The 20497-nt window shown below is 71.4% G+C and carries 19 protein-coding genes and 1 pseudogene; 13 read left to right on the top strand and 7 right to left on the bottom strand.

Going from position 1 to position 20497, the window contains the following annotated elements; genetic code table 11:
- The first annotated feature begins 100 nt into the window (after nucleotides 1–100).
- The gene (locus tag ACZ4XJ_RS25645) at nucleotides 101–889 is read left to right on the top strand and encodes a response regulator (RefSeq protein WP_468497503.1); all 789 of its coding nucleotides are present in this window, start codon (nucleotides 101–103) and stop codon (nucleotides 887–889) included.
- A 76-nt stretch (nucleotides 890–965) separates the two neighbouring features.
- On the opposite strand, the gene ACZ4XJ_RS25640 is transcribed toward ACZ4XJ_RS25645, so the two are convergent.
- The gene (locus ACZ4XJ_RS25640; RefSeq protein WP_362876132.1) at nucleotides 966–1340 is read right to left on the bottom strand and encodes an ATP-binding protein; all 375 of its coding nucleotides are present in this window, start codon (nucleotides 1338–1340) and stop codon (nucleotides 966–968) included.
- Between the two features lie 394 nt (nucleotides 1341–1734).
- On the opposite strand from ACZ4XJ_RS25640, the gene ACZ4XJ_RS25635 reads away from it, so the two are divergent.
- The 5 genes and pseudogenes from ACZ4XJ_RS25635 to ACZ4XJ_RS25615 all read left to right on the top strand — a co-directional run bounded on the left by ACZ4XJ_RS25635 (nucleotide 1735) and on the right by ACZ4XJ_RS25615 (nucleotide 6047).
- Nucleotides 1735–2598, top strand: coding sequence for an STAS domain-containing protein (locus tag ACZ4XJ_RS25635; protein ID WP_362876131.1), 864 nt, complete (start codon nucleotides 1735–1737; stop codon nucleotides 2596–2598).
- Nucleotides 2595–2945, top strand: a pseudogene (locus ACZ4XJ_RS25630) (STAS domain-containing protein); the annotation flags it as partial. The gene ACZ4XJ_RS25635 and the pseudogene ACZ4XJ_RS25630, both read left to right, overlap by 4 nt.
- A gap of 86 nt (nucleotides 2946–3031) precedes the next feature.
- Nucleotides 3032–3448, top strand: a complete 417-nt coding sequence (locus tag ACZ4XJ_RS25625) for an anti-sigma regulatory factor (protein WP_362876130.1) — start codon at nucleotides 3032–3034, stop codon at nucleotides 3446–3448.
- Entirely contained in the window at nucleotides 3436–4668 is a 1233-nt protein-coding gene (locus tag ACZ4XJ_RS25620; protein ID WP_362876129.1) for an ATP-binding protein, read from the top strand. The genes ACZ4XJ_RS25625 and ACZ4XJ_RS25620 overlap by 13 nt, the downstream gene beginning before the upstream one ends.
- Nucleotides 4665–6047, top strand: a complete 1383-nt coding sequence (locus tag ACZ4XJ_RS25615; protein ID WP_468497502.1) for a PP2C family protein-serine/threonine phosphatase — start codon at nucleotides 4665–4667, stop codon at nucleotides 6045–6047. The genes ACZ4XJ_RS25620 and ACZ4XJ_RS25615 overlap by 4 nt, the downstream gene beginning before the upstream one ends.
- Nucleotides 6048–6264: 217 nt before the next feature.
- On the opposite strand, the gene ACZ4XJ_RS25610 is transcribed toward ACZ4XJ_RS25615, so the two are convergent.
- Nucleotides 6265–7815 carry a PD-(D/E)XK nuclease family protein gene (locus ACZ4XJ_RS25610; RefSeq protein WP_468497501.1) on the bottom strand — a complete coding sequence of 517 codons (1551 nt, stop codon included), beginning with the start codon at nucleotides 7813–7815 and terminating at the stop codon, nucleotides 6265–6267.
- A gap of 143 nt (nucleotides 7816–7958) precedes the next feature.
- Here ACZ4XJ_RS25610 and ACZ4XJ_RS25605 point away from each other — a divergent pair, with 143 nt between their 5' ends.
- Nucleotides 7959–9149, top strand: coding sequence for a cytochrome P450 family protein (locus ACZ4XJ_RS25605; protein WP_468497500.1), 1191 nt, complete (start codon nucleotides 7959–7961; stop codon nucleotides 9147–9149).
- A 55-nt stretch (nucleotides 9150–9204) separates the two neighbouring features.
- Here the strand turns inward: ACZ4XJ_RS25605 and ACZ4XJ_RS25600 are convergent, their stop codons facing one another.
- Both ACZ4XJ_RS25600 and ACZ4XJ_RS25595 read right to left on the bottom strand, forming a co-directional pair.
- A complete protein-coding gene (locus ACZ4XJ_RS25600; protein WP_468497499.1) occupies nucleotides 9205–9927 on the bottom strand; it encodes a hypothetical protein in 723 nt (240 codons plus the stop codon).
- 41 nt (nucleotides 9928–9968) lie between these two features.
- Nucleotides 9969–10463, bottom strand: coding sequence for a helix-turn-helix domain-containing protein (locus ACZ4XJ_RS25595; RefSeq protein ID WP_468497498.1), 495 nt, complete (start codon nucleotides 10461–10463; stop codon nucleotides 9969–9971).
- A 721-nt stretch (nucleotides 10464–11184) separates the two neighbouring features.
- On the opposite strand from ACZ4XJ_RS25595, the gene ACZ4XJ_RS25590 reads away from it, so the two are divergent.
- Nucleotides 11185–13095, top strand: a complete 1911-nt coding sequence (locus tag ACZ4XJ_RS25590; RefSeq protein WP_468497497.1) for a PucR family transcriptional regulator — start codon at nucleotides 11185–11187, stop codon at nucleotides 13093–13095.
- A gap of 1528 nt (nucleotides 13096–14623) precedes the next feature.
- On the opposite strand, the gene ACZ4XJ_RS25585 is transcribed toward ACZ4XJ_RS25590, so the two are convergent.
- Entirely contained in the window at nucleotides 14624–15079 is a 456-nt protein-coding gene (locus ACZ4XJ_RS25585; RefSeq protein ID WP_468497496.1) for an SsgA family sporulation/cell division regulator, read from the bottom strand.
- A gap of 176 nt (nucleotides 15080–15255) precedes the next feature.
- Between ACZ4XJ_RS25585 and ACZ4XJ_RS25580 the strand changes: the two genes are divergently transcribed.
- The 3 genes from ACZ4XJ_RS25580 (at nucleotide 15256) to ACZ4XJ_RS25570 (ending at nucleotide 17666) form a co-directional block, all read left to right on the top strand.
- Nucleotides 15256–15531 carry a WhiB family transcriptional regulator gene (locus tag ACZ4XJ_RS25580; protein ID WP_362876121.1) on the top strand — a complete coding sequence of 92 codons (276 nt, stop codon included), beginning with the start codon at nucleotides 15256–15258 and terminating at the stop codon, nucleotides 15529–15531.
- Between the two features lie 135 nt (nucleotides 15532–15666).
- On the top strand, nucleotides 15667–17070 hold the full coding sequence (locus ACZ4XJ_RS25575; RefSeq protein ID WP_468497495.1) for an oxygenase MpaB family protein: 1404 nt from the start codon (nucleotides 15667–15669) through the stop codon (nucleotides 17068–17070).
- A 215-nt stretch (nucleotides 17071–17285) separates the two neighbouring features.
- Nucleotides 17286–17666: an STAS domain-containing protein gene (locus tag ACZ4XJ_RS25570; RefSeq protein WP_362876119.1), complete on the top strand. Its 381-nt coding sequence runs from the start codon at nucleotides 17286–17288 to the stop codon at nucleotides 17664–17666.
- 43 nt (nucleotides 17667–17709) lie between these two features.
- Here the strand turns inward: ACZ4XJ_RS25570 and ACZ4XJ_RS25565 are convergent, their stop codons facing one another.
- Both ACZ4XJ_RS25565 and ACZ4XJ_RS25560 read right to left on the bottom strand, forming a co-directional pair.
- On the bottom strand, nucleotides 17710–18630 hold the full coding sequence (locus tag ACZ4XJ_RS25565) for a helix-turn-helix transcriptional regulator (protein ID WP_468497494.1): 921 nt from the start codon (nucleotides 18628–18630) through the stop codon (nucleotides 17710–17712).
- Nucleotides 18631–19124: 494 nt separating this feature from the next.
- Nucleotides 19125–19622 carry a DUF4232 domain-containing protein gene (locus tag ACZ4XJ_RS25560; RefSeq protein WP_468497493.1) on the bottom strand — a complete coding sequence of 166 codons (498 nt, stop codon included), beginning with the start codon at nucleotides 19620–19622 and terminating at the stop codon, nucleotides 19125–19127.
- 195 nt (nucleotides 19623–19817) lie between these two features.
- On the opposite strand from ACZ4XJ_RS25560, the gene ACZ4XJ_RS25555 reads away from it, so the two are divergent.
- Nucleotides 19818–20144 (top strand): PadR family transcriptional regulator, encoded by a 327-nt coding sequence (locus ACZ4XJ_RS25555; RefSeq protein WP_362876116.1) that lies wholly within the window; start codon nucleotides 19818–19820, stop codon nucleotides 20142–20144.
- Nucleotides 20141–20497, top strand: coding sequence for a DUF1048 domain-containing protein (locus tag ACZ4XJ_RS25550; protein WP_362876115.1), 357 nt, complete (start codon nucleotides 20141–20143; stop codon nucleotides 20495–20497). Before ACZ4XJ_RS25555 ends, ACZ4XJ_RS25550 begins: the two co-directional genes overlap by 4 nt.

The following is a 20497-nucleotide window of genomic DNA, read 5'->3' as shown; positions in this document are numbered from 1 at the left end:
CGTCACGGGCCGTCCCGGGATGCGGTCGGCCTGCACACTGTAGAGGCTTCCGTGACAACAGATGTTGTCGAGGGTGGGTGGGGCCGCCTACAGTGCCGGTATGCCGGGTAGAGATTCCTCCTCGTCGACCGCGTCCCAGGACGCGGCAGCCGTGACACGGGCGGCGGTCGCCGACCTCGCGCGCCGGCTTGCCCACCGGCTGACGGACGGTCCCGCGTCACCCGAGGTCGAGGACCCCAACCCGGCCCTCGTCCTGCTGCACGTACTGGAACAGGTACGGCAGACCGCCGAAGGGCTCCAACGTGACGCGGCTGCCGACGCCGCCCGCGCGGGCGCCGGTTACCCCCAGCTCGGAAACGCCTGCGGCATCAGCCGACAGGGCGCCCGCCGTCGCTGGCCCGGCCTCTACGACCACGTGCCCGACGGCAAACCCCACCCCACTCCCACGGAGCATTCGATGATGACCGCGCCCGCACGCCCTTACGACGTCCTGCTCGTCGAGGACGACATGGCCGATGCCATGCTCATCGAGGAGGCCCTCTCCGAGCGCGGTACCCGCAACCTCGTCCAGGTCACCGACGGCGTCGCCGCCCTCGAATACCTGCGCGACCCCGACAGCGCACGGCCCGACCTCATCGTGCTGGACCTCAACATGCCCCGGATGAACGGCCGTGACCTCCTGCAGATCCTCAAGAACGACGAGGGCTTCCAGACGATCCCCGTCGTCGTCCTCACTACCTCCGCCGCTCCGGAAGACGTGAGCGGGGCCTACAGCAGCCACGCCAACGCGTACGTGACCAAGCCGGTCAACCTGGACGAGTTCGAGCGGGCCGTCCAGAGCATCGACGCCTTCTACCTCGACACCGTCACGCGCCTCCCGCGCCCCTGACGCGCGCCCACCCGATCCGGACGGACACGCGGGCGGTCACCCGATGAAGAGCCGCGGCCGGGGCGGGGCCCGCGGCTCAGCCGAGCTTCAGGTGCGCGGTGATCCGCTTGCCGTCGGCGTGCGGAATCACGGCCAGCTCATCGACGATGCTCTGGACCAGCGGCCAGCCGTAGCCGCCGATCCGGATTCCGGCGGGCGGACTGGTCTGCGTCACGGGTGCCTCGCGACGGTGGTCGGCCACGGACACCCGCAGGACGCCGTCCCGGACCTCGGCGTGGAAGCCGGCGAGACCGCCGCCGTGCCGGATGGCATTGGTGACGAGTTCGGTGGTGACCATCAAGGCGTCCGTCACGGCACCCGGATCGCAGCGGAGTCCGGAGTGCAGCAGCAGGTCCGAGACCTGGTCGCGGGCGTCGGCAGCCGTGGCGGGAAGCGAGGTACGCGGGTTCATAGGGGTGGTTTCAGGGCGGCCCGACGGCGCACCCGACTCATCGTTCCCTCGTGACCGTCCCATGTCTCCGTATCTGTCCCGTGCCGAATCGACCCCGCGATCCTCGCACACCCCCGCCTCGTACGGCCACGGGGAGGGCACGCCACCGAGCAGCGCGGGGCATCGGACGTGCCGTCGCCGTCCGTGACCCCCGGTACGCCGCCCCGCGCACCGCGCCGGACGGGGCGCCGCCCCCCGGGGGTCGGGGCACGTCCGACACCCGGCCGCCGAGGCGGGCGCACGCCGCTCCGCTCCGGCATCGGCGGTGGCCCCGGCATTTCCGTGCGGCGCTCGGGGGTTCGGCCCAATGGCCTAAGGTTTCCACGGAGAGGCCGCAGGGCTTCCGTGATGAGGGATGTGCGTTGTGGCTGGTGGGGACGTTGCAAAGCGTTTGGTAGGCCTGCTTTCCGTACGGGGTGAAGACCTCGCTTCGGCCTGGGCGGACACGGTCGCCGGTTCCCTCGGCGGCAGGGTGAGCCGTGCGGAGGTCCAGCGTGAACTGCAGGAGCTGTACGACACGCTGGTGGCGGCCCTCGGGCGGGACAGCCTCGACGCGCACGGCGACGAGTTCGGCGAGGTGCGGGCACTCCTGACGGAGCTTTCGCGCAGCCGGGCCCAGCAGGGCTTCACCCCCACCGAAACCGCGCTCAGCGTGTACGCGCTCAAGGAGGTCCTGGAGCCGTCGCTGTCCGGCGACGTGGAGGACGTCCAGGCCTACCTGAAGTTCGCGACCCTGCTGGACGCGCTGGGCCTGTTCACCATCGAGGTGTTCACCCGCACCCGCGAGGCCCTGATCTCCGCACAGGCCGAGCAACTCCTGGAGCTGTCGACCCCGGTGGTCAAGCTGTGGGACGGCGTGATCGGGGTGCCGCTGGTCGGCACCCTGGACTCGGCGCGCACGATGGTCGTCATGGAGAAGATGCTGCAGGCGCTGATCGACACCGGCTCCGAGCAGGCCATCATCGACATCACCGGCGTTCCCGCGGTCGACACCGAGGTCGCCCAGCACCTGCTCAAGACCGTCGTGGCCGCCCGTCTGATGGGCGCCGAATGCACCATCTCCGGCATCCGCCCCCAGATCGCCCAGACCATCGTCGCGCTCGGGATCGACTTCGGTGACATCGTCACCAAGGCGACCCTCGCCGACGCCCTGCGCCACGCCCTGCGCCGCTCCGGCGTCACCTTCTCCCGTACGGTGCCGCAGGCGGGCAACCGGTGAGCGAGCAGGTACCCGTACTGCAGATCGGGCAGGTCCTGCTGGTCTCGATCCAGACGGATCTGGACGACCAGGCCGTCATGCTGCTCCAGGACGACCTGGCCGCCAAGGTGGTGGACTCCGGGGCCCACGGTGTGATCATCGACATCACCGCCGTGGAGATCGTCGATTCCTTCGTGGGTCGCATGCTCGCCACGATCGCCTCGATCTCCCGGATGCTGGACGCGCAGACCGTCGTCGTCGGCATGCGGCCCGCCGTGGCCATCACCCTGGTCGAGCTCGGCCTGTCGCTGGGCGGAGTACGAACAGCGCTGACCCTCGACAAGGGGCTGCGCGTACTGGAGCGTGCCCGCGCCCAGGCACACGCCGAAGCCGGCTACGACGCTCCAGCGGGAGCCGGTGACGAGGTCAGCGCGCCGGATGCCGCGGCCGGCCGGTGAACGCTCCTGGCCAAAGCGGCCCGGAGTTGCTGGAGATCACCGCCAACGCGGGAGTCGTGCACGCACGCCAGACGGTTCGCGCCCTGGCCCAGGCGTGCAGGCTCTCCCTCGTGGAGCAGACCAAGCTGATCACCGCGGCCAGTGAACTGGCCCGCAACACCCTGATCCACGGCGGTGGCGGAACCATGACCGCCTCCCTCATCGAGCAACACGGCCGTCGGGGAGTACGCCTGGTCTTCGCCGACCAGGGTCCCGGCATCCCCGACATCGACCTGGCGCTGACCGACGGCTGGACCTCCGGCAGCGGCATGGGCCTCGGCCTCTCCGGCTCCAAACGCCTCGTCGACGACTTCGTCCTGGACACCACCCCGGGACACGGCACCACCATCACGGTCACCAAGTGGGCCCGGTGACACTTCACCTGACGGACTGTGAGGACGTCGCCTGGTTCCGGGACGAGCCCGAAGCCGCTCGCGGCGCCGCCGCCGCTCTGGGGCGACGCATCGGGCTCACCGAGCACCGCACCGCCGAACTGGTGCTCGCCGTCGCCGAGTTGGCCACCAACATCACCAAACACGCCGTCGAAGGGTCTCTGCTGCTACGGGTGCTGCGCACCGCGCACGTGGCCGGAGTCGAAGTCGTGGTCGTGGACGGCGGCCCCGGGATCACCGACGTACCGGCGGCCCTGCGCGACGGGATGTCGACGGCGGGCACCCTCGGCATCGGCCTCGGAGCGGTCCAGCGGCTGGCCGACGCCTTCCACATCCACTCCCGGCGCGGACTCGGCACCGTCCAGGTGGCCCGCTTCTGGCCCCGCCCCCCGCACCACACGGTGACGGGGGAGCCGACCGTGGGCGGCATCACCCGGCCGATCGGCGGGGAACAGGTCTGCGGCGACGCCTGGGCCGGGCGCCCCGATATCGCAGAGCACGTCACGCAACACCACGACGAACGGACCGACCGCCGGCCCCGACCCGAAGAGTCCTCCCTGGACTGGTCGGCCCTGACCGCCACCCGGCCACCCCTGCGACGGGCCCCGACGACACCCGGGCTCCCGCCCCGCATCCCCCCGTTGGCCGTCACCGCCCGTACCTCACGCTCCGTCCCGGTACGGGCAGCCGCACCGGGACCCGGACGGGGAACCCTGGTGATGTCCTGCGACGGCCTGGGACACGGCCCGATGGCCTCCCTCGCCGCCAAGGCAGCCGTCCAGGCCTTCCGCACCGGCACGGCCCGCACCCCGGAACAGGCGATGGAACAGATCCACCGCGCCCTGCGCGGCACCCGCGGCGCCGCGGTGGCCGTCGCCCGCCTGGAGCCGGACGGCCGCGTCCTCTTCTGCGGCACGGGAAACATCACCGCCGCCCTGGTCACCGCGGACAGCCGGTCCAACCTGCTGTCCCACCCCGGCATCGTCGGCCATCAGATGCACCAACTGCGCACCTACGAACACCATCTGCCCGGCCACGGCGTCCTGGTGATGCACTCCGACGGTCTCAGCGAGCGCTGGAAATCCGAGGACCTCGCCGGCTTCCTGCACCATCCGCCCGCCCTCATCGCCGCTGCCCTGCTGCGCTTGGCCGGCACCCGCCGCGACGACGCCAGCGCGGTGATCGCCAAGGTCACCAGGTGAAGCGGACCGTCATCCGTCCACGCGACAGCGACCGCGCCACCGTTCTGCTCGCCCCGATCGCCACCGAACGCGACGTCTTCGCCCTGCGCCGCCACGCCAAGACCATCGCCGACGCGGTCGGACTCGACAACCGGGACCAGGTCCGCCTCGCGACCGCACTGAGCGAACTGGGACGCGACCTGCTGCGCCCCAACACGATGACGACCGTGTTCACCGTCCAACAGCATCCGCCCACGCTGCACACCGTGATGCGATGGACGGACGACCGCGCCCCCAGCACCGAATCCCTGACCGCCGTCACCCGACTGCTGCCCCAGACCCGCTACGATCCCTCCCTCGCCGTCCCGGACCGCGCCGGCGCACTGCCGGTCGGCTCCCGGGTCGGCCGGATCGAGATCAGCTGCCCCATTCCCGAACTCGCCGCCCGGGACCTGGACGTCCGCCGCGTCCTGGCCATGGTGGAGGCCGACACTCCGGCCAGCGCGATCGACGACCTGCAGGCACAGACCCGGGACCTGCTGGCCGCCCTGCACGAGGCCCACGCCCAACGGGACGAGCTGGAGCGGCTCAACGAGGAACTGGTGGAGACCAACGCCGGTGTCATGGCCCTGTACGCGGACCTCACCGTCGAGCACAAGGACGTCGTGGAGCGCTTCGACCAGGAACACGAGCTGGCCCTGGCCCTGCAGCGCACCTTCCTGCCCGCCGACCTGCCGTCCTCCCCGAACACGGAACTCGCGGTGCGCTACCTGCCGGCCACCTCGATGACCGAGATCGGCGGCGACTTCTACGAAGCCGTCACCACCCCCCACGGCCTGCTGCTCGCGGTCGGCGACGTGGTCGGCCACTCCCTGCAAGCCGCCATGGTCATGGGCGGAATACGTCACGCGCTGCGTGCCTACGCCGCCCAGGGCCACCCCCCGCACCTCCTGCTCCACCACCTGGACCACCTCCTGGGCCTGCACCACCGCGGCTGGACCGCCACGGTGTGCATCGTGCTGGTGGAGCCGGGCAATCGGCGCATCCAGGTCGCCAACGCGGGCCATCTCCCACCCCTGCTCCTCAACCCGGGAGCCGCGCCGCGCTACCTCACCGAGCACGGACCGCTGCTCGGCCTGGGCCTGCCGCACCCCGAGGCGACCAGCCACCCGGTCGGGCCCGGGGGTCGGCTGCTGATGGTCACCGACGGGCTCATCGAAACCCGCGACAGCGACCTGCACGACCGGTTGGACCTCCTGGCCGACACCGCCGCGGCCGGACCGGAGGAACCCGAAGCGCTGTGCACCCTGTTGGTGGAGACCTTCGGTGTCGAACCCGAGGACGACATCATCGTCTTCGCCACCCGGCTCCACCCGTCCGAGAGCGCCGCGCGCCCCTGACCCGCGTCAGCCCGGCCCTGGCGGGTACCCGGCCGTCGTGAGTGCGAACGGCGCGCTCCGCGGGGGGAGGGGCCGTGGTGACGGATCGGGAAACGGATCTCAGGTCACAAGGACGCCGGTTCGACAAGTGATGGGTCATCGCCCTGATGGCGCTGGTCACCGGCCTGGGGGCACGGCTGTTCTTCCGTGACCTGCGCACCGAGCCCGATGAGCGGGGTCAGTCCTCGTCCGCACCGGCTCGCGCCTCAGGGCACCACCTGCGGACCGGGCACCAAGCGCACTGTTCGCCCGGAGAGGCCGCCCACGTGGTGTCGCGGTGCCAGGCGGCGGAGCGCAGGTGGACGGCGGCCCGTGCCGCGCTCAGAGCCGCGCCGTCGCGCAAATGCCAGGTGAAGAGGCGGCTTTCGTCCCGGGACAGCACTTCCAGTTCGAGGCGGGCGGACTCGGCCCGGTGGGGGCCCCGGTAGCCGGTCCCCAGCAGATTGAGGAGCCACGGAACCGCGAGGAAGCGCTCGAAAGCCTCCCTGTCGTCCCGGGGCAACCGTTGGTTCGTCGTCTTCGTTTCCCTGATGACGAAGCAGCCGTCGGCATCCGTGTACAGGGCGTCGGGCTCGCTCGCGATGACGACATCGGCGGACCTGTCGTATCCGTAGAGCGGGGATTCGGTCGCGATGAGCCGGATGCCCTCCCCGAGCGGACAGGTCGCGAGGTGTTGCCGGAGATAGGGACTCACTTCCGCGTATTCGTCCGCGGTGAGGGTCGACGTGAAGGTGTTGGGATCACTGAAATCCCCCACGTCGGAGGGGACGCACCGTCGCGACCGGACGTGCGCGGTGGCGATCCAGTGGTGGATCAGGCTCCCGCGGCGGGACCCGGCCCCGGTGAAGCGTTCCTTCGGGAGGTGGCACGCCATGTCCAAATGCCACCGGGCGGCGCAGGTTCCGTACGCCTCGATGTCCCGCGCACTGACCGATCTGGTGCCCTCACCAGGGGATTCCTGCCCGAGGAACCCGTCGAACTCCTCGATCGCTCCGCAGCACCCCGCTATTTTGCAGTCCTGGCACGAGTACCCGGGCGTCATGGTGCGGGCGGTGTCGATGGTTCGGAGCGACGCGAGGGCGATCCCCTCGTACAGGGGCAGTGTCGACTCGGGCGTTCCGTCGAAGAGCACCTGGAACGACCCGTCGCCCAGGCCGATTTCGGTCACCCGTATGCGGCCGATGTCCCCGACAGGGCTGGTGAGCGCTGCGACGCGGGCAGCGACGGCCGTCCACCGGTCCGGGGTTTCCCCCGGTGGGCGTACGCCGCCGAACCTCAGCCGCCGCACCTCCCTGATTCCCGTCCCGCTTTCGTAGACGGGGCTCCAGACGGTCAGGGTGCGGCCGGGGCCGACAGCCACCTGTGGGTCGAAGAGGCGAAAGGTGAGGGGATCGATGTCGGCCCCGCCGACTTCGTGCGCGTCCAGGTAATTCTCGATGGCGTGGCGCGCGTAGGCGCGGGAGCCGGGGTGGAGGGCGTAGGCCTTCAATTCCGCGTCGATCTCATGATCCAACCCCTCCCAGGTGTCGACCCGGGGGTTCGAGTGGAGCCGGGTGCAGATCTCGCGGATCATTCCGAGGAGGAACGGCTGACTGTTGTCGAAACGGCGCGCCCAGGCGGCGGCCTTGAGGTTCGGCCGTATCTTGAGCGCGCCGTACGCGCCACAGCCGTCCAGCCTGTCCTGAGCGTCACTCGCGCTGATCCTCAGGATGTCCGCACGCCCTTCCACCGCCGGCCACGCCCCGCCCCGAACCCCCACAGGATTCTCCCCTCGCCCCAGACAACCGGACTGACAAGGCTACGGGGTTGGTACCTCCCGGATCGTGCGGGCCCGGCCCCGGGAGTGACGCGCTCACGTTCTAGGGTGGGCCCATGGATCTTCAGGCCGAACTGATCGAGCACCCGTACTCCGTCTACGACAGGCTCCGGGACACCGCGCCGGTGTGCCGCATCACGGGTACCGACGGGACGCCCGCGTGGCTCGTCACGCGCTACGACGATGTCCGCGAGGCGCTCGCCGACCCGCGGCTGTCCCTGGACAAGGCCAACGCCGCGGAGGGGACCTACCGGGGCTTCGCCCTCCCGCCCGCGTTGGACGCCAACCTCCTCAACATGGACGCGCCCGATCACACCCGCATCCGTGGCCTGGTGGGTCGCGCCTTCACCCCGCGGCGGGTGGACCAACTGCGCGCGCCGATCCGCGAGACCGCCGACCGGCTCCTGGACCGGCTCGGGCCGGCCGGTGGCGCCGACCTGCTGGGCGCCTACGCCTTCTCGCTGCCGATCATCGTGATCTGCGACCTGCTGGGGATCCCCGAGGACCGGCGGGTGGACTTCCGCGGCTGGACGGAAGCGCTGGTGGCGCCGGACCCGGCTCGGCCGCAGGCGATGAAGGAAGCGCTCGTGGCGATGCTCGGCTTCCTCACCGGGCTCATGGAGCACAAGCGCGGCCGGCCGGGCGACGACCTGCTGTCCGACCTGATCGCGGTTCGGGACGCCGACGGCGACCGGCTCAGCGAGGACGAGCTGATGTCGGTGGCGTTCCTCGTCCTGTTCGCCGGCTACGAGAACACGGCCCAGCTGATCGGCAACGCGATCCACACCCTGCTGCGGCATCCGGACCAGCTGGCCCTGCTCCGCCAGGATCCCTCCCGACTCCCGGCCGCCGTGGCCGAGTTCGCCCGGCTGGAGGGCCCCGCCCTGCTCGCGATCCGTAGGTTCGCGACCGAGGACATGACCATCGCCGGGGTGGCGGTGGCGGCGGGGGAGACGGTGCTCGTCTCCCTGGCGGCGGCCAACCGGGACCCCGCCCGCTTCCCGCAGCCCGACGCCCTGGACCTCGACCGTGACACCGCCGGCCACCTGGCACTCGGCCACGGCATCCACTACTGCCTCGGCGGCCCCCTGGCCCGCGCCGAGGTGGAGATCGCCCTCGTCGCCCTCCTGGAGCGTTACCCCACCCTGGAGTTGCTGGACCCGGCCCCCCAGTGGCGCCGGTCGCTGCGCTCCCGCGGCCTGAAGGAGCTGAGGGTCCGCTACGAGGCGGTGAGCGCATCACCCTGAGGCGCCGGGGCTCGCGCCGGGGGCTTCGGGAGGCGGGATCCGCGAGGGACGGCCCTCAAGGCGTGGCCAGGGCCCTCTTCTGACGCAGTCGCTGCCGGAAGGTGCCCACCATGGGGAGCGTCAGGCCGGCGAACAGGAAGATCACCGCGAGGCCGCTCAGGGTCGGGCTGATGAACTCCTCGGTCTTCAGCGACCACGGCCTGTCGAGGGTGTGGAAGATGATGTAGCTCCCCTTGGTCAGGGCGTAGGCCAGCCCGAAGACGGCCGCCATCGCTGACAGGGAGAACCCGGCGCCGCTCCAGGGCCGGATGCCCCAGTTGCGGCGCGCCGTCCTGCCGCACATGAACGCCAACTCCCCGCAGGTGACCATGACGTAGGAGAGGTAGAGCAGGAGGTACGCGGCGATCTTGGGATTGTCGGCGTGGGCGGTCGTGAACGCGATGTCGGGCGCGTTCGTCGCCAGGAAGAGCGGCACCATGATCGCGAGTTCGACCGTCGCGGCGAACCCCCGGTGGAAGATGGCGGACTTCACGTATTCGGGGCGATAGGCCAGATCCACCATGGTGATCTGCAGCGCCGCGCACCACAGGATCGCGCAGACGTGCGCGATGAGCTTGCCGATGTTGACGACGCCGGTGAGGTCCTCCGCCGCTCGGGCCACGACGGGGACGGCGAACAGGACGCCCAGCGTGCACACGCCGAAGGCGATGGCGATGGCCCATGTGGAGACCCGGGGATTGCCCAGGGCCCTGCGGGTGCAGAGCACGGTGACCAACAAGCCGGCCAGTGTGCACGTCCCGAAGACTATGCCGTCCACTACTACAGCCCTTCCAGTGATTCAGCCGCGTAGCGCGCGGCATCGTCCGGTTTCCGCCGTCGTCGGCGCTTGCTCGGCGGCATGACGGCCGCACGGGGCGGAACCGGTTCCAGGCCGACGTGGGCCCTTCGCCGTTCCAAATCTTTGATGACTCCCGCCAGTTCGCTCTCGGGGAGACCGTTCAGCAGGGCCAGGACGTGTCGCGCGAGCGGGTTCTCGAACGCCTCCAGCGCCTCAAGGTCGTCGTAGGGCTCGTGCGGGAGGAGATGGGCGGGTGGGACGCCCAGAGCTTCGCACAGGGCCAGCAGCGTGCCGACGGTCGGGTTGCTCTGCGAACCGTTGGCGATCTTGGCGATGGCGGCGTGCGACAGGGACGGATGACCGTCGGGCAGGGCTTCGACGGACTCGGAGAGCGACCGGGACGTGTGACTGCGACCCCGCCGTCCCGCCATGAGGTCCTTGAGTTTGCCCGCGATCGACGGACGGTCGTCGCTCACCTCAGGCAGGAGGTGCCGCTCACGGCCCGAAGGACGCCCTGCTGATGGATGCACACAACCACTTACCGGTCTCTCGCTCTGTCTGGGCCCAGGTCTGTGTACTTTAGTTGACACGCTTGGGTGCGGAAGGCAGTATCCCGATAGGCAACGCAACCTTGCGCACCGGCGTGTGCGCAAGTTGTCGGGCCTGCGGGCAAGGGGACGTCGAACCGCCGGGACGCCCGCTTGTTCGAGACGTCCCCGCAGGTCGGACACGGGGCGGAGGAGGGAGCGGCCGCACGTCGGCCGCACGCCGTGCGGCTCGTGCCCACGCACGTGGCGCCGCACCATACAGGGGGACAGTTGAGTCCGGAGTTGGGATACAAGGACAGTGACCGGGCGTCGGAACGGACCGCGCGGCACCTGCTTTCCTCGCCCGGTCGCACCCGGCGACACGACAACGGCTCCGCCCCCGTCCTCGACGCTGGGTCCCGCGATCGCCGGAACCCGCACGTCCCGCCCCGTTCGGCCCCTCCGACCGTGACCGTACGTCCGCTTCCCAGGATGCCCGAACGCCTGTCGCACGCGGTGCGTTTCGAGTCGTCCGTCCTGCCGCACCCAGGTGGGCGCGCGGCGCGCGCGGGAGAGCGGGAATGAGGTCGTGACCGAGGTGCCCACGCAGTTCCCCGGGCGGCACAGGGCACCCACGCGACACCTTCCGGACAGCTTCGAGGAGTGCTCGATGCCAACTCTGGGCACGCTGCCCACCCGAAACCCCGAGCTCGAACTCACCTTCTTCGGCCAGTGCTCCGCTCCCGCGCGGGCGGTCGAGGTGACGGGCGTCCTCTCCGTGACCCCGGAGACGCTCCTGGAAGAAGGCGTGCCCGCCACGCTGCCCGACGGCTTCCTCGTACTGATCGCCGACGCGGTCCCCTTCCGGCTGCGCGGTCGCATCACCGGCGTGCTGGAGGTACTGCTCCGGCGCATGAGCCGAGACGGCAGCGTCGGCCTGGTCGTCGGCGCCGCTCCCGGATCCCGCCAGCCGTACCCCCAGTCCCTCGTGGACCTGGCGGATCGGCTGGGCACGCCCCTCCTGGTCACCGCCGCGCCGGTGGAGCGGTGGCAGGGAGTGCACGAAGCCATCCAGCAGTCCCGGATCGTGTCCGCCGAGCATCGGGCCGCCCAACTCGCCTCGCTCGTACAGGAACTGCCGGCGCGGCTCGCCGACCCGCGGGCCATGCAGCGCATCGCCGACTGGCTCGCCCGCGCTCTCGACGTCCAGGTGATGGTCAGCGAACCCGACCGCGTTCTCGTCGCCTCGCCGGCCACGGCGGCCGAGGAACTCGCGCAGGCGATCATCCGCCAATCCGTCGCGGCCAACACATCCGAGTCCCGGTCGGGACCGCACACCCGGCTCATCTCGCTCGGCCCGTCCTCCGCGGCGGACACGGTCCTCGCCGTGGCCCGGCGTACGCAGTTCGAAGACGCCGATCTGGAGCTGCTGCGCCAGGCCGCCAAGCTCCTGGGGCTGGTGGACCAGGCGCGCCGCGAGTACCGGGCGGCCTCCGACGCCGTCCGGGCCGCGCGCGCGGCCGCGGTGGAACTCCTGCTGGACGGAGAGGTGTCCAAGGCGCGCCGGGTCATGAGGAACCTCGCGCCCGGGTTGCTCGACCCCGAGACCGCCCGCGTCTTCGTCGTGGAGACCTCGCCCACCCGTCGGGACGCCGCCGTGCGCCGCTGCGAGGCCGTCACGGCCGGCCGAGCCCTGGTCGTCGCCGACGGCCGCCGGCCCGACCGGATCCTGGTGATCCACCCGGTCCGGGCCGACGAGGCGGACGAGAAGGTGGCCGTCGAACTGACCCGACTCGTGTCCGTGCTCGGCGCGGAGGCTTCGCTCGGCGGCAGCGGGGTGTACTCCCTGTCCCTCCTCGCCCGCGCCCTCCACGAAGCGACCACCGCCCAACGGTTCGCCGTCCACCAGCCCGACTCCGTGGCCCTCTCCGCCCAGGACACCGACCTGGTCAGCCTGCTTCCGGCGCACGAAGCCCAGGTGTGGGCCCGCCGACTGCTCGACCCGCTCATGCGGATCGACAGCCAGTGGGAGCTGCTCCGCGGGACGCTCCCCACGGCCCTGGCCTACCCCTACACGGTGGCCGCGCGCCGCCTGGATCTGCACCGCAACACCGTGACCCGGCGGGTGGCGCGCGCCGCCGAACTCCTCAACAAGGACTTCGGGGCCCTGACGGACCGGGTCACCGTGGGCCTGGCCCTGGAAATCGTCACGCAGCGGGAACTGCCCGAGCCGCCCGACGGGTGCCTCGCGGCCGGGGAGCCCACGCTCCGGGGTCTGCTCGAAGGCCCGCAGACCCGCGCCTGGGCCGAAATGCTGCTCCGGCCCGCCTGCGCGGACAGACGCGACCTCCTCACCACGGCCACGGCCTGGCTCACGTTCGACGCGCACTTGGAGTCGACCGCGCGCGAACTGGGCCTGTCGGAGGCCACCGTCCGCTCGCACATCAGGGCGCTGGAAGGTCACTTGTCCCGCGACCTGTCCTCACTGAGCGGCATGCGCGACCTGCTGTTCGCACTGCACCTCATGACGGGTGTGCCCCACCTTCCGGACTCCACCCGCGAACTGTGCGCGGCGGCCTGACCCGAGAGCCACGCGGGCACCGGGTCGTCGGTAGCCGCGATACCGGGCGCGGGTCGCGCGGCCTGCGTTGCCGGTGGGGGAACAGGGCGCGTCCGGGCCGCGGTTCGGCGGGCCGTTTCGCGGGCTGAACGAAATTCGATTGACGCCAGCGGGCTTCCTGGTCCGATGGACATCCGATACGGGAAATCGTTGCCCGAATCGTCCGGACGATTCGCATGGGCTGCCGTGTGAGCGGCTCCGCGACTTTTGTTTTCGGCCGGCAGGATCGCGAAGATCGGCTCGATGCGTTGAGGTGACCCGAACGGTCGGTGGATCGAGCCCGACGGGAGCGGCTTGGGTGGTCGTCATTGCTGTGATTCCGGGGGCGCGGCCGGGGTCGGAACCTGATGAAACCGCAGGTGGGGTGCGGTGTCATGGACCGGGTGAAACCGGCGTGGGCCGCGCTTCGATGTGGCCGAAATCAGGCCGTAATAATTGGCTGAATTTCGAGGGTGGTCATCATTTTCGTCCTGCCTGATTGGGTGAACCTTAAATTAGGCCCGTTGGCCGAAAAAAGCGAGAGGTGAATCCTTTCGCCGCTCGCGGCAAAGTCCGATGTGCAGCTCCGCAGGATCGGAGCTGCACAATGTGCACCTCGGGGGTGTGCCTGCGAACCGTGGTGCAGAACCCACAGGTCATACCGCTCGGTTGGTGCATCCGTGCAATGGCGCGGCATTCCCCGTATGCGTAGCGTTGCCGAGGCGAGCACAGCCCGACCCGCATTCCGGACACCCACGGCACGAGCAATCGCGCAGTGCCGAACCACGGGGGTGTACGGCACGGAAGTGGGCCTGGAAGAAGGCGAAGGCGTGCTCGCGGCGATCCGGTCGCCTCGAACACCGGAAGACGGGTGCCGGGGGAGTGGTGGGAACCGCTTCCCCCGGACAACCCGACGCCCGGCGGGGCCGGTACCGGCTCGGTCCGTTGCCCCGGTCGAGCGGCACCTCACGTACGCGTTCCCTCAAGAACCGGTCTGCCGTGTGCTCGGGCCGCCGGGGCGCGGTACCCGGTTCCGGGACGGTCAGGACGACCGTACGGCCGTACGCCCGTCCGGCTCGGTGAGGACGGGCCGGCCGCCTTCGCGCCCACCCGCTCCGGGCGACGGTGCCGGAGCCGTCGGCCCGACGCGCGGACCAACCGGCGCAGGAGGGTCACCTTGGCCGCACCGCTCAGCCCCGACGCCTTCCCGGCCGCGCTCACGAACGAGGGCGTGAGGATCGTCGAGTGTCCCGGCCGGCGCACCCACAACCGCAACCACAAGGGCCTTTGGGGTCCGGCGGACGGCGTGATGGTGCACCACTACGGTCGCCGAGGCGACCACGGACGGCAACCGGCACTTCTACGGCTTCGGGTGCGAGAACCTCGGCGACACACCGTCCGGTCCGCCCTGGCACGCAGGCCGACCTGAGCCGGGGACCGCCTTTCGGCGGGCCGCCCGACCGGCAGGACACCCACGTCGGCCGGTGCGGGGGCGGGAGCGGGCGGGGGATCAGGTGCGATGCGGAGGCCGAGGACTGCTCAGCAGTCGATGGATGGGGGTCCAGTCGAGGTGCTCCTCCTCCGTGCCGGGCGGGACGAGGGCGTAGGTGGTGCGGAGCCACGCCGCCAACTCCGGGCGGCTGATGCTGAGGAGCGCGTGCCCGGTGTCGGGTCCGAGTCGGAGCCACACCCGGCTGCGGCCGCGGCCCGGCCACAGGACGACATCGCCGGTGCCGGTGAGGCTGGAGATGCCGCAGGACAGCAGGTCACGTCCGAGGGTCCACACGACGTCGTCGCCGTGGGACGGGCAGCGGAAGACGGCCTCCACGGCCAGCGGGTCGGTCCGCCGGTAGTGGAACGTCACCGGGACGGTGCGCGGCGTGCGGGTGTGGGGCAGGTACTGGTGGGCGCGGGTGGACCAGCGGGCGTCGCAGCGTGCGGCGCCGGAGGGGAGAACGGGCTCCACAGCATCCTTCTCGGCAGGGGGGGGGTCGTTGCCCTGCCCGTCTGCCCGTGGACGGGCAGCTGATCCCCGTGGACCAGGCGGCAACCGGGTGAATCGGTGGAGGCGGTCGGGAGAGGTTTGATCCGTACGAACGGGAACAGACGGACCGCAGGACACCGACACCGAAGGAGCACCCGATGCCGAACACCTCCCGCCTGCCCCTTCCCCTGCTCCAGCACTGGGCCTGGCAAGCGGACGCGGCATGCCGGGAAACGGCGTCCGAGCAGTTCTTCGGCCCGACGCAGGAGCCGCTCGAACAACGCCAGGAACGTGACGAGCGGGCCAAGCGGATATGCGCCGGCTGCCCCGTCGCCCAGGCCTGCCTGCGCCATGCCCTGTCCGCTCAGGAGCGCTACGGGGTCTGGGGCGGTCTGACCGCGAGGGAACGGAGCCGCCTGCAGGCCGCCGCCTGACCCGCGACGGACGGTTCCGGGCGGGCGGCGCTCCCGAAGTCCCCCCGCGCCACCGAAGCCTCCTCCGCATCACCGAAACCTCCTCCACCAGCACGGCGTTGTGCTCCTGTCGGCCACCACCCCAAGGAGCACCGCGTGACGCACACCCCTGCACCCTCCGCCGCCGGCCTGCTGCGCCTGACCCTCGGCGAGTGGCGCATCGGTTTGGTGGCATGGCGGCTCCTCGTCCTGCAGACCGCACATCCCGCCGTCGCCGCCGGTACCGCCCGCTACTCCACGTACCGGGCCCACCCCTGGCGGCGGATCGAACACACCATGGAGAGCGGGAGCCGACTGTTCTTCGCCACCTCCGAGGAACGAGCGCGGGAGGCGGCCCGGCTGGAGCGCGCGCACCGCCGCATCCGTGGCACCGACGACACCGGCCGCCCCTACGAGGCCGAGGACCCGGCGGTCCGCGCCTGGGTGATGGTGACCCTGTACGAGGCCATGACGGCCATGCGTGAGCTGTCCGGCGACCCCCTGACAGCCGGTGAACTCGACGTCCTGTACGCGGAGTTCAAGGAAGTCTGCACAGACCTCGGCGTTCCCGACGACGCGCTCCCCGCGACGGCCGCCGACGTGGCCGCGTACGTCGACCGGACCGTCCGCGAGACCCTGGAATGCGGCGACCAAGTCCGGTACCTGCTCTTCGACATGTTGCGCGAGGCCCCCGCCCCCCGCCGCCTCGGCCGACTGCGACCCGCCTGGCCGCTGCTGCGCGCCGTCGCCGCGAACGTACTGACCACTCTGACCATCGCCGACCTGCCGCCCGCCTGGCACGAGCGGTTCGCCACGCCCCGCACCCGTACGGCCGCCGCCCTCTCCTGGACGGTTCACCGCGGCATGCGGCAGGTGATGACCCGCCTGCCGGACCGGCTGCGCTACCGCGGGCACGGCGACGCCGCGCCGGCCGCGCCCCGGCGCACCACGACCGTCACGCCCCTGCCCCGACCCCGGACCGTCGACTCCCGCCCGGCACGCCTGGCGGCGTTCTTCCACCAGGTGCTCGACCAGACCGGTGACGGGCGGGTGGACAGCGCGGACCTCCAGGCGATGGTCCACAACGTGTGCTGGCAGCTGGAGCTGCCCGTGGAACGGGAGGACGTGCTCTACGCCGCCTTCGAGACGTGGTGGCAGCACCTGCGCGCGGGCATGGACGCGGACGGGGACGGCGCGGTGGACTGCGCCGAGTTCGTGAGCGCGATGCTCGCGGGTGTCGATGGTGACGCGGGCTACCTCGACCACGGACTCGGACCGGCCGTGCGGGCTCTTTTCCGCGCCGTCGACACCGACGGGAGCGGGTACCTGTGCGCCGACGAATACCGCGTCCTGTTCGGCGGGCCGCGCGTGCACCCCGCCGAACTGAACGATGCCTTCCGCCAGTTGGACGTCGACGGAGACGGTCGGATCAGCGAGGCGGAGTTCGTCGCCGCGTTCACCGACTTCTTCACCGCCCGTGCGGACACGGCCGCGGGCGTGGGGCTGTTGGGCCGCCCCTGATCCGTCGGCCGGGAGGGGCGCGCCGGCCCGCCCGAGCGGCGGACGCGGGTCGCCCGCCCTCCCAACGGTCCGAGCCGGCGTACCGCGTGGGGGGAGGGTTCGCTTCGTGGACGTCCGCGGCGAGGTGTTTCGTTCTGCGGGCTGCTGAGCGCCCGGTACATGGTGCATGGTCGAAGGGAGGTGGACGCCGCCGCCTCGCGGACGGAGGACGGGTTGTGCAGGAGACACCACTGAGGGCGAGCCTGACGGAGGTCGAGCCGGGCGTGCTGAGGGTGGAGGTGGCCGGTGAGGTGGACAACGACACCTGCCCGGTCCTGCGTGCGGTGCTCCGCGAAGCGCTCGCGGCCGAGCCGGCGCCGTACCGTGTCGAAGTCGACTGCGCGGGGCTGACGTTCTGCTCCTCGGCGTGCCTCAACGAACTCCTGCTCACGCGACTGGACGCGAAGGACCGCGGCATCGCCCTGACGGTGACCGAGGCCAGTCGCCCCCTGCGGGTCCTGCTGACCCTGACCGGCACCCACAGCGTCTTCGGCACTGTCCCGGTCGAACACCGCCACGCCCCCTCCCGCCGGTCCGGCGCGCCGCACGGGGCGTGAGGGTCGAGGGGCGCTTCACCGGGCGGGGCGCGTCACCGGGCCCTCACCCGTGCAGGGTCGTACCGGGGGCGGTGCCGTACGCCTCTCGGTACGCCGCCGCGAAGCGTCCCTGGTGGGCGAAGCCCCATCGAAGGGCGACGGCCGTCACGGTGGTCCGCCGGGGTTCCGCGGCGGTCAACTCCTCGTGGGCGCGGGCGAGTCGTACCCGGCGCAGGTACCCCAGCGGGGTGGTCGCGGCGTGCCGGGAGAAGGCGTACTGCACGGCGCGCGGGGTGACCGGGACCGACGCCGCGATCTCGGCGAGCCCGATGTCACGGTGGGCGTTCTCCTCGATGAACACGACGGCTCGGCGCAGGGTGTCGCTGGTGCCGTCGCGCGAGTCGACCCGGTCGGGCAGGGCGCCGGTGCGGGTGTGCGGCAGGCAGCTGAGGGTGGTGGCCGCCAGGAGACGGGCCGCCGCGCCGGTGAGGAGGGGCTCGTCGGCGAAACCCGGCTGAAGGATCGTGTCGCGGACGTGCGCGACGGTCCGGCAGAGCATCCGGTTCGCCGCCTCGCCGAGCGGTGTCTGCCCGGTGAGCCGGACCTCCTCCCCGCCCTCGGCGGTCCGGTCCAGCAGGCCGGCGTCGAACATCGTGATCGTGTAGTGGGCGGCGCGGACCTCCCCGGCATAGGAGCGGCCCGGTAGGGCGACGAGAAACGTTCCGCCCGGTCCGCAGACGTCACCCCCGCTCGTGTGCACCCCGCGGTCGACCGTGATCAGGCAGAGCCTCTCGAGCGGCCCGGCGTCGTACGACATCGTGAAGTCGAAGGCGAGACGGTCCACGTGCAGCCCGCCGGCGGCACGCCGCTCGATGCGCGCACCGCTGCGCTCGGGGACGCCGCCGATCGTCATGGGCGTGTACGAGGACGACAGGAAAGCCTCCGTCTGCTCCAGGCTCCCGCTGCGAAACAGCGTCCGTTCCATGCTCACCCACTCGTCCGGTCCGGCCCCGACCGACGGGGCTCAGCAAGTACGCCCGCAGGCGCGGGCCGGGAGGCGCTCACGAGCCGGCGCGGCGCGTTCCTTCGCGTCGCGGCCTCGATCGCGTCAACCGCCCCATCCTTCCCGATCCGGTTCCGCTAGGCGAGAGGCCCCCCTCCGGAGCCGCTGCCGGACCCCGCCGCGCAGCGCCCGATCCGGCGCGAGGGGCCCCGGACGGTTCATCCGAACGGGGCCGCGGGCGCGCCCGGGGTGTTGCGCTCAGCCGGCAGCAAGGCAGCGACGGCGGCCGACACGGTCAACAGCCGGTTCAGTGACGGGTCGGTTTCGGCCGGATGCGGTGGGCGGGCTTCCTCTCCGGCGCGTACCGGTGGCGGGGCGCGCTCCGGGCCGTCGCCCGACGTAGGTGACCCGACGTGGGTGACGGCCCGGTTCGAGGTGAGCGAGTGCTGTCCCCGTGCTGGTCGCGGAGTTGGGGCTCAGGCCGTGAGCGGGCCCACCGTGAAGCGGCCCGAGCAGATCTGGAAGGCGGCCTTGACGAGGACCGCGTCCTTCGAGGCGGGCGGATAGACCTTCAGGAACGTGCCCTTGGGCAGACACGGGCCGCCGATGGGCCCGTTCGTGGTGTGCAGGACGGCCGTCGCCCTGCCACCGGGAGCCAGGGTGACGGGCCCGGGCGTCGCGCCTTCGCGGTCGGCGGGGTCGCCGATCCGCTGCCGGTCGGCGCCCAGGACGCTCACCCCGGGGTATCCGAGCAGGGTGCACGAGCGGTCGCCGATGTTGGTGAAGCCGAGCGGTACGTACAACTGGCCCGCGCCGGCATCCGGTGCTCCGACGGACAGGTCCAGGTCCCCGGCGGCGCACGTGCTCGCGCGTGCCGGCTGCCCGGCCGCGGCGGCCGGGCCGGCGCACACGACCGTGGCCCCGACGACCACGGACAACAGAGCGGGAACCGCCGTACGTGTGAAGCCCACCATGGCTCACCCCGATCGATCGCGCCGGCGCGGACGCCGGCTCTCGTGATTGACGTCAGTTCCGCCTACCCCCGATGCCCCCTGCCAAGCGGACCCGGTTTCCGTCGGCCGGAGGTACTGCCGCACTCCACTACTCGGTGATACCGTGTAGTGGTACTCGGTGGCACGGAGTACTAAGGGGGTTGAGGAGGGACCGCGATGGACGACCTGACGGAGATGTTGAAGGGCACGCTCGAAGGGTGCGTGCTGGAGATCATCGGCGGCGAGGAAACCTACGGATATGCCATCACCCGCCGGCTGAACGAGCTCGGCTTCGCCGACGTCGTCGAGGGGACGGTGTACACGATCCTGCTGCGGCTCGAGAAGAACGGGCTGGTCCAGGTGGCGAGGCGGCCGTCCGGGGTGGGTCCGCCGCGCAAGTTCTACGCGCTCAACGAGGCCGGACGCGAGGAACTCGCGAGGTTCTGGGCGAAGTGGCAGTACGTCTCATCACGCATCAACAAGCTGAAGGAGGGCGGGAGATGAACTTCTGGGAGACCATCACGGGGAGCGATCTCAGCAGGGAATGGAAGGCGCTCGAAGCCCGGGCGCAGACCCTGCCGGACGATCACCGGGCCGCATGGGAGCAGATCAAGGTCCACCTGTTGCCCCACGCGGACTTCACCGGCCGCAACCTGATGCCGATCCTCGACGCGGCCCTGGGGCTGCTGGAGGAAACGGCGGCGGACGGGCAGAACGTGCAGGAGGTGCTCGGCGACGATGTCCGGGGCTTCTGCGCGGCGCTGGCCGGAGGTGAGGGGGCCCGCACCCATCGCGACCGGTGGCGGGAGCAGTTGAACCGGAACGTCGCGCGGAAACTGAGCCGGCTGGGAGGCTGA

Source organism: Streptomyces sp. NPDC029836 (assembly GCF_055574495.1).
This window is presented reverse-complemented; position numbering and strand designations above follow the sequence as displayed.

Bases quoted from the DNA above. Each gene is read 5' to 3' on its own strand.
- ACZ4XJ_RS25635 (WP_362876131.1), top strand. From the start codon at position 1,735: ATGTGCGTTGTGGCTGGTGGGGACGTTGCAAAGCGTTTGGTAGGCCTG.
- ACZ4XJ_RS25560 (WP_468497493.1), bottom strand. From the start codon at position 19,622: ATGGTGGGCTTCACACGTACGGCGGTTCCCGCTCTGTTGTCCGTGGTC.
- ACZ4XJ_RS25555 (WP_362876116.1), top strand. From the start codon at position 19,818: ATGGACGACCTGACGGAGATGTTGAAGGGCACGCTCGAAGGGTGCGTG.
- ACZ4XJ_RS25550 (WP_362876115.1), top strand. From the start codon at position 20,141: ATGAACTTCTGGGAGACCATCACGGGGAGCGATCTCAGCAGGGAATGG.
- ACZ4XJ_RS25640 (WP_362876132.1), bottom strand. From the start codon at position 1,340: ATGAACCCGCGTACCTCGCTTCCCGCCACGGCTGCCGACGCCCGCGAC.
- ACZ4XJ_RS25645 (WP_468497503.1), top strand. From the start codon at position 101: ATGCCGGGTAGAGATTCCTCCTCGTCGACCGCGTCCCAGGACGCGGCA.
- ACZ4XJ_RS25590 (WP_468497497.1), top strand. From the start codon at position 11,185: ATGCCAACTCTGGGCACGCTGCCCACCCGAAACCCCGAGCTCGAACTC.
- ACZ4XJ_RS25580 (WP_362876121.1), top strand. From the start codon at position 15,256: ATGCCGAACACCTCCCGCCTGCCCCTTCCCCTGCTCCAGCACTGGGCC.
- ACZ4XJ_RS25565 (WP_468497494.1), bottom strand. From the start codon at position 18,630: ATGGAACGGACGCTGTTTCGCAGCGGGAGCCTGGAGCAGACGGAGGCT.
- ACZ4XJ_RS25605 (WP_468497500.1), top strand. From the start codon at position 7,959: ATGGATCTTCAGGCCGAACTGATCGAGCACCCGTACTCCGTCTACGAC.